Below are 15,353 nucleotides of genomic sequence, written 5' to 3'. Positions count from 1 at the left end.
CCTGGCAGGGAGGGTGCCCGCCGGCCGTCGTCGCTGCGCGAACACCCTGTGGGTGCGATGTCCCCTATCTGGGTGTCCGGCCCCGATTGTGGGTGCCTGAGATCGAGCGGAGCGGTGGGAGAAATCTCGGGCATCCACATGAGGATGCAGGCCGGTGCACAGTTGGGGGCACCGCACCCGATCTCCGCATTGGTCGACGGTCGGTCAGTCAGTCGGACTGCTCGGGGTGTCCGGTGTCGTCGCTACCGTGCTGATCATGAACGAGCTTCGGGATCGTTTGGTTGCGGCCATGACAGCGCCGTCTCTGCGCGCGGTGGTGACCGTGGCGACCGGGTGGCAGGCGACGAGGCTGGCGTACGCGGCGGGGTGGGCAGCGCGACGCACGGCCGGGTGGCGGCCGGCTGTGCCGACTGCGCGAGCAGTCGTCTTCACACTTGGCGGTGCGTGCGTGTTCGCGGTGTGCGCCGTGTGGGTGTCAGAGCTGGCTGTGGTGCGCGCATTACCGCTCGGCTCGATCGGGTGGGCGGTGGCTGCATTCATGATGGTGATCGGGCTCTCGACCTTCGTTCTGGTGGCAGCGGTGCTCGGTTGGATGGGTGGGTCGACGACGCTGCCGGTGCGATTCGTCGCCACCGGCGACGACACGGAGACTGTGCAGGTTCGCGTCGGTTCGGGTTTTCTCGTGGTGGAGGGTTGGGCGTATCTCGACCAGCGCCGGGCAGGATGTCCGCCTCGTCCGTGTGTGGCGGCGCTGCGGGTGTTGGACTTCGCGGCCGCCGAGAGGGTGCCGGTGTTCGCTGCGGTGTCGACATCGGCTGTGCCGTTTCGTATTCGATACGCGGATCTCGGATTCGTCACCGTGCCACCGCGTCGGGTGCCGTGGGTTGCTCGCCTGCCTCACCTGCTCGGGGCGCGGGTAACGACACTCGTACGACCGGTGTCGCCTGCGGCACTCGGGCGGTAGAGTTCACAGTGCGTTCGAGCGGTGCCGTGTGGGCCCTCCGCCGAACGTCCATCAAGTGCACCCTCACCGGCTCTTACGCATCTGAATGCGTGTGGTCGGTCGGACGAGAAAGGCCCACACTCATGACTCTCACCCCGTTGGATCAGGATGCGGTTCGCGCGGCCGCCGAAGCGACAGTCAGCGATCGCATCGCCAAGATCGAGGCGATCGCCGCAGCGCAGCAGAAGGTCGTCGAGGCCGAAGCCGACGACGCCAAGGCGCGCGCGGCGGCCGACGCAGCGATCAAGGAAGCACAGGCCGCGAAGCGCGCGTCGGCGAAGACTGTGCAGCAGTGCAAGGACGCGGTCACCGCGGCGCTGCGTAGTGCGCTCGATGGTGGGTGGACAGCGCAGCAGTTGCGCGATTTCGGTTTGACCGTTCCCACGTCGGTCATTGCCTCCCCGAAGTCGTCGGCCGCCGCCGGTAAGAAGAAGCGGACGGTACGCCCGCGCATCGGCGTCGCAGCCGGCGGAGCCGAGTCGGGGGACAAGCCCGGCACGGGCGAGTCACCCGAGGGCTCCACTCCCCCGTCGCCCGGCACCGACGCCCCGCCTGTGTCGCAGGAGTTCGCTCACGCTGGGCAGGGTGCACAGTGACCGCTCTCGATGCACTGGGCATCGTCGTGTCGAACACTGTCGGCCCCGATCCTTCGACGTTCGCGGCGTCGATCGCCTACGCCGACAGTGCCGGCAACCCGGGTAGCTCGGTTGCGTACGGCGAGTTCTTCACCCTGCTCGACGCGACCCAGTTCGTCGTGACGCAGGCGTGGGTTCTGGCGATCACCCGTGAACGTGAGCACCTCGCCGCCACGATCGTGCTCGGTGGTCCGGTCGATCCCGGCACGTATGTCCTCGCCGCTGCCGGGACGGCGACGGCGATCTCCGACGCGGTCGGACAGCTACTTTTGGATCGGGCTGGTGCACGATGACCGGTGAGCACAGCGAGACGGTGTTGAGCGAGACCGACGTCCTCGAGCTCGACATCCTTTCCTTGCTGCAGAGTGCTGAGGCGGTCAGAGCGTTCGAGGCGTACTCGGCGCTGATCACTCCCCGGACCGCGGGGCGGTTCGCTGAGTTGCTGCGGATGATCAACCGCCTCTCCAGCGGCGGCGTGGACTTCTCGGCGGCGGTCGAGACGGAGATGTTCGCTGCGGTGCGTTCGCCTGTCGACATCACTCGGTTGGAGAGGTTCGGGGCGCTCGCGAGTACGGACCCGATGCTCAAACTCGCTGCCGTCCAGATGCTTCGCACTATCCATGACACTGAGAGCGCGGAGCCTTCGACGGGCAGCGAACCGCCGGCCGAGGGTCCGAGAGACGTTAGGTGACTGGCAGAGGGTCGGTGCGGTGCCGGAACCGTTAGGTATCGGCACCGCAGCGGAGCTCGCGCGGTTTGAGAGCTACATCGTGCGAGGCCCGCGGCCGCAATCCTGCGCGGTGTGGGTGGGCGCTGTAGCCGATGACGGTTACGGCAGATTTTGGTTGATGCGCGGAGGTCGGCAGCGTGTGGTGCGCCCTCATCGGTATGCGTTGGCGCGTGAGCTCGGCGTGCCGCTGACCGACGATGTGACGGCATTGCACCTGTGCGACAACCCGATCTGTGTCCGGGTCACCCTCGACTCGGACGCGGCAGCGGGCAGGGGCGGGGTGCGTCATGTCGTCGACGGGACACAGTCGCAGAACCTTCTCGATATGGCGGCGAAAGGCCGCGGTGGTGGCCGGCGGCAGCCCGGCCTTTGGTACGGACCCGATCGGGTCGCGAGAGCTGCGCGGTCGCGTCGGCTGCGGGACGCGGTACGCGGCGGGTGGAACGAGGACGCGGTGCGTGCTGCACTGCTGGACTCGACTGCACCGACGCTGTTCTGACGCCGGGCGCGAATGGGGTTCTTCGTCGCCGGTCACTGTCGTTGGGTGGGTGTGTACTGGGGCCGACTGCAGGCCCGCGCCGAATCGTCTCCGCTGCGCGAGTGTGACGAATGGAAGGGATTGGTTCGATGATCGTGTATCTCGTGGCCGCCTCGGTGCTGGCATATGTGGTGTTGAGCTCTGGGCAGCGAGCGGACGGCCGTTGGAGGTTCGCGCCGCTGCGCGCGACGGGCATGCTCGCCGGCGGCGTGTTCCGGATCGCGGTCTTCGTTGCCGTGTTCGTGTTCGCGTTGACGCTCGGCGCTTTGTTCGGGACTGTTCGCAGCTCGTTCTGACTCGCTGCGCTTTGCTCGTGCGCCTGGGTCAGGGTGCTTCGGTTCGGGCCGAGCCGCACCGAAAGGTGTTGAGTCGATTGAAGGCTGCGCGTTGCGCGGTCCCCAGTTCGACCATGTAGCCGAACAGATCCGCTTCGGGTCCCTCTTCGGCGGCCTGGACGAGTCGCTGGCCTGCGATGTGGAAGCTGCGGCGGTACGACTGGGACAGGACGTTGTCGGCGTAGTGGACGGCCGCGACGGCGTGTGCGCCGGCGGTGACAATGCCCATCAGGCGTTTGCGTAGGGGTGCGTCTTTCGCTCCGTCTGCTCCGGATCGGATCAGTGCGCCGGTGACGGACGCGAAGTCGTGGGGTTGGCCGGCCGCGACGAGCTCGACGATGAGGGTGAACATGCGCGCGTGTGCGGGATCCTCGAAATCCGCCGGCGTGAGTGTGGCGGCGATGCGGTCGGTATCGAGACCGTCCGCGGGGCGGCCACGGACATCCATCAGAGCGCACAGGAGCATTGCTTCGGGGTCGGCGGCCGGGTCGTAGCTTGGTTCTACCGTGCGGTTGTGGTCGAGATCGTCGACGGATGCGAGGTCGGCGCGGGCGTGCACTGCCATGGCGGTGTCGTCACCGGTGAGGGGTGTGGGGACTGCGCGTAGTGCGTTCATCGCGGGTTCCTCGCGTTCGTGTGGCGTGGGGGTGGTTCAGGTCGTGGACGTCGAGCCTGGCCGTGCGCTGTAGTGGCGTTCGATACCGGCGTATTCGGCGGGGTAGACGTGGGGGCGTCCGGCGTCGCTGACACAGTTCCCGGTGCCCCAGGATTGAGGGTTGTCGCACATCGTGCACCGCTCGTCAGGGTCGGGATTGTGTTCGGCCTCTGCGCGGATGGCGGCCAGTTCTTCGTCGAGCTGGCGGTCGATGTAGTCGGGGTCAGGGTTGTAGGCGGGTACGAGTCGCATGTCGGATCCTGTCCTGGGGTGGTTCGGTGGGCTCAGGCTGCTGCGGTGAGCTTTGTCAGGGCCTCGATCCGGAACCCGCTCCAGTGGGTGATGTCGTCGACGACGACCACGGGCATCTGTCGGTAGCCGAGTTCGTGGGTGATGAAGCGGAGGGCCGTGTCGTCTTCGGTGACGTCGACGGTTCGGTATTCCAGATGTTTTTTGTCGAGCATAAGTTTCGCGGCATTGCAGGCGTCGCAATTTGGTTTCGTATAGACGGTGATCGACATAAGTGGACCCTTCCGGGAATTGTTCTGGTGGCTTATATTCTACGGTAATTGCCGGGCTATATCTACAGCTGAAGTCGTGGATATAAACACCAATTGTGTTGAACCGAAGTTCTTTTCATGACTGCGCCGCCATGTTTTCGATTCGAATAGGAGCGCGTAATCAATGCCCCATTTCGGGGTTAGAAGTAACGAGGGTCGTCCCAGGAAATGCGCGTGAGGGCTATGCACTGGAGGTCGCGCGTGCTGAGGTCGCGGCGGTCGCAGTACAGCCAACCGTCAGCTGCCGGGGCGATCCCGTTTCGATGTTCGCGGTCGAGGATCCTGCGGCGGTTGCTGGCCGGCACGATGTAGCGGGTCCGGCTGATCCAGTCGACGGTGCCGTCTTCGTTCTCGAAGCCCTGGTCGACGGTCTGCACGAGGTCGAGCTCGCGGGCTGTGGTGGTGGTCGGTCGTGTCATGTCGGTTCCTTTTCGGGAGTGGCGTGATGCGGTGGGTGTGCAGCGTCGGTTCAGGCTCGAAGTGCGCGGCGGGCAGTGCGGCGGTCGCGGCGGGCGCTGGCTTTCTTGACGGTGCGGCGGACCTTGGGGCTGCCGGTTCGGTGGACGATGATGTCGATCTCGTCGGCGGTGGTGGGGTGTTGTGCGCGCATGGCGGATCTCTCCTCGATAACCCGTGTGGCCTGGACCTTTGCCCTGCCAATTTCTTTTTGCCGTGGTGGCTGGGGAGAGAAACCAGCGCACGGGGCCGGAAGTGTCAACGGTCGGGACGGGAAGTTTTCAGCCGCAGGCGCTGTGAAAAGTTTTCGGAGCCCTTGGGTCGGGAGCGGAGCGGACGCCGGCGGTTGATGCGGAGGTCACGGGTGATGGATGCTCGGAGAAGCCACCAACGACAAAAGAAATTCGATCTCTTCTACAGAGTTCCGATTGGGGGCGTGCCCGTAGGGTCGGCCAGAGTGCGGGGTACGGCTGGTGGGTGATTGTGCGGGAGCGACGGGGCGGGACCAGGCTCGGTGTCGCGGTAGCTTGCGACGAAAGCCAGGCCAGGACACTCCACGAGCGTCAGCGAATGATAGATTTATGATTAATTAATGATTTCGTCAGGAAGGAATGCCCATGCCTCGCACTCCCGGTGCCAAGAACCGGAGCCCACGTGAGCTCCGAGCAGAAGCCGATCGACTGAGGGAGAAGGCGAAGCTGATGGACAAGCTGGCTGAAGCCAAGAAGAAAAAGTAACTGCGGCGGTAGTCGCTAGCCTCGCAGATTCGAACTCGCCCCACTGGGGTGGCGTACAGCAAAGACGTTCTGTCACTTGGCTGGTCGGTAGCGCACTGCTACGACACGTCAGGCTTTCGTCAGTGACGCAAATGGAACGAACCGAAGAAGGGTGTGGCAAGGACGTGGCGGTTGTGACGTGTGATGGGTGCGAGGAACCGATCACTGACGACGATGGCAGCCACATCGACGTCGACGGGGTGGACTGGCACGAGTCCTGCTACGAGGCGTACGGAGAGTCTACGACGTCGTACTGCTGCGGCTCGATCTATGAAGAGGGTGAAGCCGTGTGCGCTAGCTGCGGCGATCCGTTGTAGATCCGGCTAGAGATCGCTTGGATCAACACGCTGGCGACCCGGAATCAGCCAAATCGATTGCAACAACAACACTTCATTGGTTAAAGACCCTCGACGCGCGGCGAGACGCGTCGTCGGGTGGGTGGCTCGAAGTGGGTGGGCCAGGCGTCGAACATTCCGCCGGCGGCATCGGTGGTCATTGCGCGGCCGCGAGCGGTCGGCGGACGGTGAGGTCGTCGACCGGTGCGGGTGTCCACCGCAGGCCTTGCTCACCGAATGTGGGTGCGGTGAGGGTGTAGCGGCCGGTGCGCTGGGGTGTGCCGCGGCCGTGGACGGTGGTGTCGAGGGTGATCGACCGAATGCGACCTCTCCCCTGCTCGATGCCGCCGTAGCTGTGGACGGTCGATGCGATGGTGAGGTCGATGCCGGGCATGCGTCCGTCAGTGATTGCCAGGATGCTGCCGTGTCTGCGGTTGCGTGCGAGCAAAGCTCTTGCGCGCGTGGGTGGTACGTCGCGACCGTTGAGGGTGGTGACGACAAGATCCAACCCGTCGAGGCAAATCGAGGCGGCGTCGAGAGGGTCTGTTTCTCCGGTTTTCACGAGCGCGATTTTTGTCAGGTCGCCTCCGTGTTCGTGGACGGCGAGCAGGTTCAGTTTGGGTTGGCCGATGAGTGCGACGTGGTGGCCTGCGGCGGATGCTTCGGCGATGAGTGCGATGAGGACTGATCCGGCACCGGTGACGGTGATGGCGGTTCCGCGGGCCAGGGCTCGGCGTGGGAGCAGCGCGGCGAGCGGTGGGGGTACGGGCATGGTTCGGAGCGTTTGGCCGCGCACAGCGGCGATGAGCGGTTCCTGATGCTCGTCGACGACGGGTTCGACCCGGTCTGGCACTGCGGTGGGCAGTTCGGCGGGTGCGTGGTCGCGGTGGCCGACGGTAGTGGCCATTCGGCGGCGTAGGACGTCGAGCTGGGTGGCTTTGTCGAGTCCGGTGAGGTCTTCGATCGCGTCGACGGTGGCCATGAGAGGTGACCTTTCGCCGTGCCGATGGGACTCCCGCCAGAATATCGAACACGCGTTCGACTGTCGAATGCGCTGGTGGTACGCGTCAACGGGGTATGCGGTGGCCGTCGAGGTCGTCTGCGGTGAGAGTCCAGGCGAGGTACCTGTAGAGGTGAAGCGTGCGTTTGACCTGTTCGAGGGCATGCACGACGGCGGGATGGTCCGGGTCGTGGCCTTCGTCTCGGATGGCTTCGTGTTCCTCGGCGTCCATGTTTTGTTGGACGCACCCGGGGCGTGGTGGTTCCGGGCAACAGTCATTCGATCGAATGACTGGACGAGCTCGGAGCCGGACGACGGGTGTGGCCCCGCCCGGTGTGGGCGGGGCCGTTCCGGCTAGAGCTTGAGTGGCTGGATCGGTTCGTCGGTGCGGTGTTTGCCGAGTAGGCATTCCCAGGTTCGGTTGTCGAGCTGCTCGGGTGTGACCCACTGCCCGCACATCGTGGCGTGGTGCACGTCCGCGTGCAGGCCTCCCAGGTTGTGGGTGGCGTTCGTTGCGCCGCGGTTGTGGGCAGCGGATGCTATGGCGGAGAGCCGATCTGGAAGCATAGCGAGATCCTTTCGAGGTTCGGATGAGACGCAGCGATCGGACATGACGAGGGTGGCCTGTCAACCCCGAAGAGGGAGCCTGCGACCGTGGGTTGACTGGTCGGGGTCCCCGGCATGTCAGACTCGGCGTCCTCGTACGACCCCCCTTGGTGACCCATATGGGGCGACGCCGGAGGCGGCGAGGTAGTGCGGTGAACGTCCGCTCCCCCGCATGACCGGCCCCTTTCAGTCGTGCCGGCGGTCTTCCTCAAGGCCGCGAAGTCGATCGAGTTCGGCGCGTTGCAGCGAGATCTCCTCGCGCAGGTCAGCAGCGATCATCTTCTGTTCGTCGATGCGCTCGGTGTAGTCGCGGCGCAGCTCGACCTCGCGTTTGGTGGCGTCGGTGCGCTGCTGGGCGAGTGATGCTGCGTGCGTGCGGTTGTCGTCCTGATGTGCGGTTCGTTCGGCGGCGAGATCCGCGCGCAGGGTCTTCGCCTCGGTACGCAGCTCGGCCAGCTCGGCCTCGAGACGGCGATCCTTCTCGTCGTAGCGGTCGATCGCCTCGCGGTGGCTGGTGTTGAGCGAGGCCACGATCGAGTCGTGATTGTCCTGCAGAGCATTGATTTCGGCGCGTTGGCGTGCATCGAGCTCATCGAGGGTGCGCCGGTGCGCGGCCTTCTGCTCCTCCAGGTCGGCACGGGCCTGCTCGGCGGCACTTTCTGCTGCCTCGGTCTGCTCCCATGCGTCGGCGGCATCGGCGCGGAGCTCGTCGTTCTCGGCGTCGAGGGCGTCGGCGCGAACGGTCGCGGCGTGCGCCGCCGCTTCGGCGGCTGCGGCGCGCTCTTCTGCGGCGGAGACGGTGCGTGCGGTTTCGGCGCGCATCAGCTCGAGACGCTGATCGAGGGCCTTGGGGTCCGAGACGGTGCCGATCGCGGATTCGACCCGCTGGACCAGTGCGGTGATCTGTTCGGCCTGCGTGGCCAGCGCGGGGAGGACGGCCGCGAGCGACGCGACGGCGAGCTCGGGACTCGCAGTGTCGACCTCGTCGACGCCGCCCGCAGCGACGAGGTTGCGGGCCTTTTCCGCTGCCTTGGCGCGGTGGGCCCGCACCCGATCGGCCGCGGTGGCGTGGATGCGGGGTCGGCCTGGCTTGCGGGGCGGCTCGGCTGCGGTCATGGCAGAACTATATCATTTCGTTTCATATCGTTACGTTTCATTTCATTACATCTCGGTAACGGAATGGGAGACAAAAAGGGGGGTCCCGGCCCCGTAGCGGGACCGGGACCCCCGGGGGCGTAGCTCAGTGGGTGCACCAGAAGGAGCCGACCGGGATGGCTGAGCCCGGCTGCCCGGCGCACCACCGGCAGGTGGTGTCGTGCTCGATGCGTCCGAGCACTCCCTCGGCCTCCTCGATGAGGATGGGCAGCTCTGCTGCGCTGGCGAGCGCGAGCGCTTCGGTGGCCCACCGGGCCGCGCGCGGATCTTCGGCGGGGGCATTCGCGGCTGCGCCGATGAGCGCGGTGATGATCTGGTGATCGTTGAGCAGTTCGTAGTTGTTCATGTCAGGGACACCTTCCAAAGGTTCGGATGAGACGTCCCCGATCGACATGACGAGGGTGGCCTGTCAACCCCGAAGAGGGAGCCTGCGACCGTGGGTTGACTGGTCGGGGTCCCCGGCATGTCAGACTCGGGCGACTCGTACGACCAAAATGTGACCCATATGGGGCGGCCCCGAAGGGGACGTGCGGACGCGTTCACGCGGCCGAATACTGTTGCACTGCAATGGCATCGGCTCCTGCATAACCCCTCCGCTACGAGGGCGGTATTGCTTTCTCGGTGCTATGAGTCCGATTGCGGAAAATCGAATACGGCTCGATAGCGGCTCGAATTTCCGTGTCGGTGAAGAATGCGGATATCGGCGCTGGTTACCCTCGTGCAGACGAATGCGGTTGTGCAGTGCGAATGTGTCGATGAAAGGTTTTCCGGCTGTGGCAAAACGAGTGACAACCCAATTGGTGGACGATATCGACGGGTCGGTCATCTACGACGAGTCCGGTGAGACGATCGAGTTCGCGATCAACGGTGTCGAGTACTCGATCGACCTGAAAGCTAAGAACGCGAACGAGTTTCACAAGAAGCTCGACTACTACACCGGGCATGCAACGCGGGTCGGTGGCCGCAAGCGTAAGCCCTCCCCTGCTGCCGCGTCGACCGCGACAGCGGCCGGCGGATCGGGCAAGCGTGATCCGGAGCAGACGCGGGCGATTCGGCAGTGGGCGTTCGATCAGGGCTACGAGATCAGCGATCGCGGCCGGATTCCGGCCGATATCGAAGAGGCGTTCAACGCCGCTCATTGAGGCGGTGAGCCGCCTGCGTCGAGGTGAGCGGGTGCCGGTGGTGGCGCGTCGAGCGGGGGAGCTCGAGGGGCTGCCGCAGGCCCCCTCGACCGGGGGCGGGGACGGGAGCCACCGGCAGCGGGCACCGTCGAGGTACCCGCTGCCAGCAGCCGTTACCTACTCGGTGACGGACTCCTCGCTGGCTGCGGTGAGTGCGTCGTAGCCCTTTTCGGGGGTCAGTCTTCCGGCTGCAACTTGCTCGACCGGTGTCAGCTCGTAGCCGTGCTCGGCCAACAGGTCCAGGTAGTTGTCCTGGTTTCCGTAGCCGGTGCGCTTCCACCAGTCCTTGCCGGTCCCGCTCATCCGTGCCTCGTACGCCGCGAGGAGCTGCGCGAGCAGGATCACCTGAGCGCGGGTATCGCTGGCCTTGTCGATGACCGGGGCGAGTGCGTCGCGGGCGGCACGTTCTTTCCAGTCTCCGTAGACAATGCTGGTCGGTTCGGCGACGGTGACCCCCAACAGCTCCGCGAGGTGCCCTGACGCCTTGTTCTGGGTGAGCAGTCCCGGCTCGTCTACGAGCGTGTCGGTGATCCACTTCGCGGCACCCTTCGGCAGCGTCTTGCGCGTGAGGAACTTCGCCAGAAACTCCTTGCGGACCACGGTCGAGGCGACCGATGCGACGTTGAGCGCTTTGGTACGCCTGCGTACCGCCCGCTCGGATTCCTTCGCTGCGGACTCGGCGGCGAGTCGCTTCCGCTCGCGGGACTGCGCGACGGCCTCGGCATCGGCGGGGTCCACGTCACCGGTGGGTTCGGCCAACGCGGCCGCGAGGATCGGCCCCGGCTTCACACCGGCGGCATCGGGGTCGGTGGTGAAGTACTCCGCGACCCACACCTCGGCGGCGGTGATGTCTTTGTGGTGGTGCAACCCGGTTCCGGCTTCGGCTTCCGGGTCGTCCTCGGTGTCCCAGTCGATGCTGTCCTCGTCGATGACCGCGCCGGTCGCGGTGAGGGTGAACTGGTCCTCTTTCGACAGCCATACCGCCCAGTGACCGGCTGCGGCGTCGATGGCGGTGTCGGTCACTGCGCTGCCGTCTGCGGACACCAGGTCCTCAGCGCGGAGGTACGGGCTGCCGTGGGCCGGTTCTTCCTTGAGGACGGTGAACCCTCGCTCGCTGTAGGGCGTGCCTGCTTCGGCGCGGGCCTTGCGCTCGGCGCGGTCGGCGAGCAGGCGCTGCGCGGTCCACCGGAAGTTGTACCGTGCGCCGAGCAGCTCGTCGACGGCGGCGGTGTCGCCGTCTGCGTCGAACGTGGCCACGATTGCGGCCTGTTCCAAGTCGAGCTGTCCGGAGTCGAGAGCGTCGAGCGCGGTTTGCGAGCGGCCCGCTGCGCCAGCAACTTTCACGGTCTCGCGCCCCAGCTGAACTGTCTTGGCGATCTTGGTCACCGAGACACCGAGTTCGAGCATGTCGGTCACGGCCTTCGCTCGTTGGCCTGGCGTGAGGTCGGTGCGCTGGTCGTTGGTGACGACCTGCGTGGTGAGTCGGTCGATTTCCCGGTCCTTGGCCTTGGCGGCGGCGGTCCGGATCAGCACCGGCACGCTCTCGACCCCGGCTTCGATCGCGGCGAGGGTGCGCTGCTGGCCGTCGATGACGACGACCTTGTCGCCGTCGCGGACTGCGGAGATCGCCTGTACGACACCATGAATGACGACGCTCGCGACCAGGTCGCGGAAATCCTGGCTGTCGGTGTCGACGTGGTCGCGGACGTTCGGGCCGACCTCGAGGGCGGTGGGGTGCAGGCGGGCGTATACCTCGCCCGCCCCCACGACCGGCGTGGTGCCGGTCGTGGGGGCTTCGGTTGCGGCGGTGGCGGTTTCGGTGCTTGTGGTCATGGTGGTGTCTCTCCCTGGTAGATTCTTCGGTTGGAGACACCGGGCAGATAGAAGCTGTCCGGTGTTTTCTTGTTTTCCGGGCCTGTACGGGGGCCTGGGGGTTACTGCTGAGCGGTGGCCACGCGGTGGTGGCCTGCCTCCCGTGCGGCGTGGATTTCGTCCTCGCTGGCTCCGTGTTCGCGCGCGGTGCACGCCCAGAACGCGGCCCGCTCGAGGTGCACATCGACGGTGGTCGAGTTCGCATCCGCTGCGGCCCGGTTGACCTGCTCGGTGTAGGCGGTGACCTGCGCGAGTGCGTGGGTCTTGACCTGCGCCGGTACCTGACCGATCGCGGTCATGATCGCGGTGCGCAGTCCCACCGTCCTCGGTCCTGTGACGGTGTCGTGCATGTGGTGACTTCCCTTCTCGACTGGTGGCCTGGCCCTTTGCCCTGCCACGTTTTTTCGCCGTTTCTGGCGTGAGGAGAGAAGTCAGCGCACGGGGACGACGGGGCAACCCCTCGTCTCGGACAGTTTTCGTGGGAGCGCAGCGACTGCTCTACGAAAAGTGTTCGGAGCCTTGGCCGTAGCGCAGCGGAGCGAGGGGTTGAGCCGGCGGTCACGGGTGATGGATGCTCGCCGTTAGCCAGAACCGGAGTGAAAAAACGTCTTGCTCTTTCGAGTGCGGAGCGAAGCGGAGTTCGATTCGGTGGACGCCCGCAGGGTGGCCGGCACCGCTGCCAGGCGGAATGCACGACTCGCGCCGTCACCGGGCTCGGTGATCGTGCACTCGGTGGCGGCGCGCTTCGGGTCGGCTTTCGGAGTACCGTTCGAGGTGGTCCTCTTCGACGGGAAGAGGCGACGGATACCTGTTGGAGGTAAAAAAATGCTCAGTCGTGCTGCGCAAGAGATGGCCGCAGAAATCGCCGGCCATGATTGGTCGGATGCGCCGTATCGCCTCGATCGCGCTGGTCATCAGCGCTCGACGGACACCAAGCGGACCGAGAAGGTGCTACCGGGCGAGGACGCCGATCGGGTGCGGTGGAACGTGGTGATGGTGACAGCGCAGGTGCTGCTGCTCCAGGATCCTGGAATGGACATCGTGGAGTACGCGATCGCGTGTGGGTTGCCGCGGCGGCTGACGCACAATTCCAACGGCAAACCCAGCGGTGGACTCTCTGCAGGCCTGCGCACACCGGCACAGGTCTAGCGACATCACTGTTGCGGCAATGAGCTCGACGCGCATGTTCGTTCTCATTGCCGCGCGATGAGCGCCCTCGTTCGACGCCCTGAGTCGGCGTCGTCGTCGGCCCGGCGGTGCTGTGCACCGACGATATCGGCGAGAGCGATCGCTCGTGCGAGCTGTGCGGCAAGTTCGCCGGGTAGAGGCGGGCCGCAGGTGGTGCGTATTCGCATGGTGGGCAGTATGACGGTCGGTACCGACACAGTCTCTGCGTAACAACGCTTTCGGGCTTGCGGCCTGGGTGTTGTCACAAGAAGTCGAGTGGAGCTCGGACGACCCCTGCCTGGTGATGCTCGAACGCTTCGATGGCGTCGAGTGCGTCGTCGAGGACGAGCTCGCCGCTACGGGTACCACCGGTGCCGATCGTGAGGGCGGTCTGGTGATCGATGGCGATGGTGTACACGGGACCGGTCCCCGCGGCGACATTGGTTCTGGCGTCCATCAGCGCCGAGCGGGTCGCGTTCGCTGCCGCGTCGACGGCGTCGGTGCGGGTGAGTTCGCTACCTGCTGCGGTGAAAGCCGGGCGGCGGTCGAAGACGGTGGTGGTGAGGGTCCAGGTGATCACGGGGTGAACCTTTCGTCGAGAACGGTCGAGGTGGGATCAGTGTTGCGCCGCGAGCGAAGCGAGCGGCCGCCCTGTCCTGGGGTTTCGGTGAACCTGTGGATAGAGAAATTGCCCTGTGGACACACGCCGATCGGCCCGGACCTGGCGGAAGGTCCGGGCCGATCGGCGTACTTGGGTCGGGCGGGTCAGGCGTCGCTCTCGGCCTCGTCGAAGGCATCGAGGACCTTGGTCGGGTCACGGCGGTAGCGGCCACCGTCGGGGAACGCACCGACCGAGACACGGTGCATTTTGCGGAACTGCTCCATCAGCGTGTCGTAGCTGTCGTGGTCCACAATGCGCCAGGTCACCGGTCCCATGACCAACTCGACCCAGTGGATGGGGCGGCGTTGGACTTCGCTGTAGCGCTGGACGTTTTCGACGTGGTATTTCGGGGTGTCGAGGTAGACGACGGCGAGTGTGGCCATCGCGAATTCGTCTCGCACGGTGAGCGGTACGCCGACTTTTCCGGTGAGGCCGAACATCTGCGAGCGGACCGCGGCGAACGCGGAAATGAATCCGTGGACGGCGGCGGCGTTGCGGAAGATCAGGAAGAACGGTCCGAGGTTGATATGCAGCTCGGCGGTGTCGGATCCGGCATGCAGGACCCGCACGTCGATCGTTCCCACCTCGGCGATCATGGCGGTGGTGTGAGTGACCACGGCGTGGGCGTCGGCGGCGCGCATCGCAGCTTCGCGCCTGCGGTCCATCCCCTTGACGTCGATCGGTGTTCCTTTTTGCCTGTACTTGCGGACCATGTCGGCCTCCCCTGCTCGGTGACGACGGTCCTGGACCCCGCCAATTTTTTTGCCCTTCTGGCAGGGAGAGTTGGACCGGCATGAGGGGGCCGGAGTGCAATTGTCGGGCCGGAAATTTTTCAGCCGGAGGCGCTGTGAAAAGTTTTCGGAGCCCTCGGGCCGGAGCGTGCGACGCCGGCGGTTGCGCGGAGGTCACCGCCGGTCAAAATCGGAGGCCCAGAAGGGAAAACAAAGATTCTTTTCACAGGACGCAGCGCAGCGGAGTTCGATTCGGCGGGACGCCCGCAGGGTGGCCTACACCGACGGTGCGACGGCCGGGCTGCCGCCACGAAAAGGCCCACCGGCCCGCAGGGGGTGGGGCCGGTGGGCCGTGGTCGATGTTACGTGCGGCCGGTGCTCAGGGCTGTTCGGTTGGGAGCACGGTGGGTTTGCCGGCGGCGGTGTCGCGGAGCCACTGGGGGACCTCGAGGTTGTCGCGTTCGTACAATGCGATCGAGGCGCGGGCTGCTGCTGCTGCGCCGCGGCGTCGTTCGGCCGGTGTCCAGTTGCTGCGCTTCTCGGTGGTGGTCATCGCGGGTCCTCCTGCTCGGTCTGGGTATCAGTGTCCTCGGTTTCGCTGGCCTGCGCCAGTGCACGCGCTGCTCGTGAGGACGTGGCGCGAAGTACGGCGCGCTCGGTGGTGGTGATCAGTGGGGAGTCGGTGACGGTGGCGTAAATGTCCCAGCCGAGTTCGAATCGCTCGAGGTCTCCGCTGACGGTGTGATCGAGGCACCAGGTGATCCGTTGCCAGGCTTGAGCGCGTTTGTCGGCGACGGTGCGTTGGCGGACGGTCAGGCCGACCCCGATCACGGCGAGGACGCCGACGATCAGGGTCACCCATGACGGTCCTATACATGTCAAGCGATCCGTGGGCGGGAGCAGTGAATCGTCTGTCAGTCGAGCATGTGTCAGTCGTCGAGTTCGCAGAAGCGCAGG

25 protein-coding genes are annotated in these 15,353 nt (G+C 65.7%); 8 read left to right on the top strand and 17 right to left on the bottom strand.

All coding sequences use genetic code 11. From position 1 onward, the window contains the following. Positions 1 to 256: 256 nt before the first annotated feature. From AB0P23_RS21555 to AB0P23_RS21530, 6 genes are all read left to right on the top strand, one after another. Positions 257 to 964, top strand: coding sequence for a hypothetical protein (locus tag AB0P23_RS21555; protein WP_155289668.1), 708 nt, complete (start codon positions 257 to 259; stop codon positions 962 to 964). A 122-nt stretch (positions 965 to 1,086) separates the two neighbouring features. Beyond that, positions 1,087 to 1,599: a hypothetical protein gene (locus tag AB0P23_RS21550; RefSeq protein WP_052063221.1), complete on the top strand. Its 513-nt coding sequence runs from the start codon at positions 1,087 to 1,089 to the stop codon at positions 1,597 to 1,599. Continuing rightward, positions 1,596 to 1,931 carry a hypothetical protein gene (locus tag AB0P23_RS21545; RefSeq protein ID WP_052063222.1) on the top strand — a complete coding sequence of 112 codons (336 nt, stop codon included), beginning with the start codon at positions 1,596 to 1,598 and terminating at the stop codon, positions 1,929 to 1,931. Before AB0P23_RS21550 ends, AB0P23_RS21545 begins: the two co-directional genes overlap by 4 nt. Then, positions 1,928 to 2,329: a hypothetical protein gene (locus tag AB0P23_RS21540; protein WP_032375770.1), complete on the top strand. Its 402-nt coding sequence runs from the start codon at positions 1,928 to 1,930 to the stop codon at positions 2,327 to 2,329. The genes AB0P23_RS21545 and AB0P23_RS21540 overlap by 4 nt, the downstream gene beginning before the upstream one ends. A gap of 19 nt (positions 2,330 to 2,348) precedes the next feature. Then, complete coding sequence (locus AB0P23_RS21535; protein WP_363799308.1) at positions 2,349 to 2,867, top strand: hypothetical protein; 519 nt, start codon at positions 2,349 to 2,351, stop codon at positions 2,865 to 2,867. Positions 2,868 to 2,995: 128 nt separating this feature from the next. Continuing rightward, a complete protein-coding gene (locus AB0P23_RS21530) occupies positions 2,996 to 3,202 on the top strand; it encodes a hypothetical protein (RefSeq protein WP_363799305.1) in 207 nt (68 codons plus the stop codon). 28 nt (positions 3,203 to 3,230) lie between these two features. Here the strand turns inward: AB0P23_RS21530 and AB0P23_RS21525 are convergent, their stop codons facing one another. The 10 genes from AB0P23_RS21525 to AB0P23_RS21480 all read right to left on the bottom strand — a co-directional run bounded on the left by AB0P23_RS21525 (position 3,231) and on the right by AB0P23_RS21480 (position 9,130). Further along, complete coding sequence (locus AB0P23_RS21525) at positions 3,231 to 3,857, bottom strand: DnaB-like helicase N-terminal domain-containing protein (RefSeq protein ID WP_363799302.1); 627 nt, start codon at positions 3,855 to 3,857, stop codon at positions 3,231 to 3,233. Positions 3,858 to 3,893: 36 nt separating this feature from the next. Beyond that, on the bottom strand, positions 3,894 to 4,148 hold the full coding sequence (locus AB0P23_RS21520) for a hypothetical protein (protein WP_363799300.1): 255 nt from the start codon (positions 4,146 to 4,148) through the stop codon (positions 3,894 to 3,896). 32 nt (positions 4,149 to 4,180) lie between these two features. Further along, positions 4,181 to 4,417 carry a glutaredoxin family protein gene (locus AB0P23_RS21515; protein ID WP_363799298.1) on the bottom strand — a complete coding sequence of 79 codons (237 nt, stop codon included), beginning with the start codon at positions 4,415 to 4,417 and terminating at the stop codon, positions 4,181 to 4,183. Positions 4,418 to 4,596: 179 nt separating this feature from the next. After that, positions 4,597 to 4,875, bottom strand: a complete 279-nt coding sequence (locus tag AB0P23_RS21510; protein ID WP_363799296.1) for a hypothetical protein — start codon at positions 4,873 to 4,875, stop codon at positions 4,597 to 4,599. Positions 4,876 to 4,925: 50 nt separating this feature from the next. Then, complete coding sequence (locus AB0P23_RS21505; RefSeq protein WP_363799293.1) at positions 4,926 to 5,066, bottom strand: hypothetical protein; 141 nt, start codon at positions 5,064 to 5,066, stop codon at positions 4,926 to 4,928. Positions 5,067 to 6,180: 1,114 nt separating this feature from the next. Beyond that, positions 6,181 to 7,005: a hypothetical protein gene (locus AB0P23_RS21500; protein ID WP_363799290.1), complete on the bottom strand. Its 825-nt coding sequence runs from the start codon at positions 7,003 to 7,005 to the stop codon at positions 6,181 to 6,183. Between the two features lie 85 nt (positions 7,006 to 7,090). Beyond that, positions 7,091 to 7,255, bottom strand: coding sequence for a hypothetical protein (locus AB0P23_RS21495; RefSeq protein WP_155289669.1), 165 nt, complete (start codon positions 7,253 to 7,255; stop codon positions 7,091 to 7,093). A 122-nt stretch (positions 7,256 to 7,377) separates the two neighbouring features. After that, entirely contained in the window at positions 7,378 to 7,590 is a 213-nt protein-coding gene (locus tag AB0P23_RS21490; RefSeq protein ID WP_032375772.1) for a hypothetical protein, read from the bottom strand. Positions 7,591 to 7,815: 225 nt separating this feature from the next. Continuing rightward, complete coding sequence (locus AB0P23_RS21485; protein ID WP_032375773.1) at positions 7,816 to 8,745, bottom strand: hypothetical protein; 930 nt, start codon at positions 8,743 to 8,745, stop codon at positions 7,816 to 7,818. A 124-nt stretch (positions 8,746 to 8,869) separates the two neighbouring features. After that, a complete protein-coding gene (locus AB0P23_RS21480; protein WP_032375774.1) occupies positions 8,870 to 9,130 on the bottom strand; it encodes a hypothetical protein in 261 nt (86 codons plus the stop codon). 427 nt (positions 9,131 to 9,557) lie between these two features. Here AB0P23_RS21480 and AB0P23_RS21475 point away from each other — a divergent pair, with 427 nt between their 5' ends. Continuing rightward, a complete protein-coding gene (locus tag AB0P23_RS21475) occupies positions 9,558 to 9,926 on the top strand; it encodes an Lsr2 family protein (RefSeq protein WP_032375775.1) in 369 nt (122 codons plus the stop codon). A gap of 156 nt (positions 9,927 to 10,082) precedes the next feature. Here the strand turns inward: AB0P23_RS21475 and AB0P23_RS21470 are convergent, their stop codons facing one another. Together AB0P23_RS21470 and AB0P23_RS21465 are read right to left on the bottom strand one after the other, a co-directional pair. Next, positions 10,083 to 11,798: a ParB N-terminal domain-containing protein gene (locus AB0P23_RS21470; protein WP_363799286.1), complete on the bottom strand. Its 1,716-nt coding sequence runs from the start codon at positions 11,796 to 11,798 to the stop codon at positions 10,083 to 10,085. Between the two features lie 101 nt (positions 11,799 to 11,899). Beyond that, positions 11,900 to 12,187 carry a hypothetical protein gene (locus AB0P23_RS21465; RefSeq protein WP_363799283.1) on the bottom strand — a complete coding sequence of 96 codons (288 nt, stop codon included), beginning with the start codon at positions 12,185 to 12,187 and terminating at the stop codon, positions 11,900 to 11,902. 475 nt (positions 12,188 to 12,662) lie between these two features. Between AB0P23_RS21465 and AB0P23_RS21460 the strand changes: the two genes are divergently transcribed. Next, on the top strand, positions 12,663 to 12,986 hold the full coding sequence (locus AB0P23_RS21460; protein ID WP_363799280.1) for a hypothetical protein: 324 nt from the start codon (positions 12,663 to 12,665) through the stop codon (positions 12,984 to 12,986). A gap of 44 nt (positions 12,987 to 13,030) precedes the next feature. Here the strand turns inward: AB0P23_RS21460 and AB0P23_RS21455 are convergent, their stop codons facing one another. From AB0P23_RS21455 to AB0P23_RS21435, 5 genes are all read right to left on the bottom strand, one after another. Then, a complete protein-coding gene (locus tag AB0P23_RS21455; RefSeq protein ID WP_363799278.1) occupies positions 13,031 to 13,192 on the bottom strand; it encodes a hypothetical protein in 162 nt (53 codons plus the stop codon). Between the two features lie 74 nt (positions 13,193 to 13,266). After that, the gene (locus tag AB0P23_RS21450) at positions 13,267 to 13,584 is read right to left on the bottom strand and encodes a hypothetical protein (protein WP_363799275.1); all 318 of its coding nucleotides are present in this window, start codon (positions 13,582 to 13,584) and stop codon (positions 13,267 to 13,269) included. A gap of 185 nt (positions 13,585 to 13,769) precedes the next feature. After that, a complete protein-coding gene (locus tag AB0P23_RS21445) occupies positions 13,770 to 14,378 on the bottom strand; it encodes a hypothetical protein (protein ID WP_363799272.1) in 609 nt (202 codons plus the stop codon). A gap of 397 nt (positions 14,379 to 14,775) precedes the next feature. Further along, positions 14,776 to 14,949: a hypothetical protein gene (locus tag AB0P23_RS21440; protein ID WP_363799270.1), complete on the bottom strand. Its 174-nt coding sequence runs from the start codon at positions 14,947 to 14,949 to the stop codon at positions 14,776 to 14,778. Further along, on the bottom strand, positions 14,946 to 15,254 hold the full coding sequence (locus AB0P23_RS21435) for a hypothetical protein (protein WP_363799267.1): 309 nt from the start codon (positions 15,252 to 15,254) through the stop codon (positions 14,946 to 14,948). Before AB0P23_RS21435 ends, AB0P23_RS21440 begins: the two co-directional genes overlap by 4 nt. Positions 15,255 to 15,353 lie beyond the last annotated feature (99 nt).

Origin of the sequence: Rhodococcus sp. NPDC077669, from assembly GCF_040686915.1 — a bacterium.
GTDB lineage: Bacteria > Actinomycetota > Actinomycetes > Mycobacteriales > Mycobacteriaceae > Rhodococcoides > Rhodococcoides fascians.
Note: the sequence above shows the minus strand (reverse complement) of the source record. Positions and strands in the feature narration are given on the sequence as shown.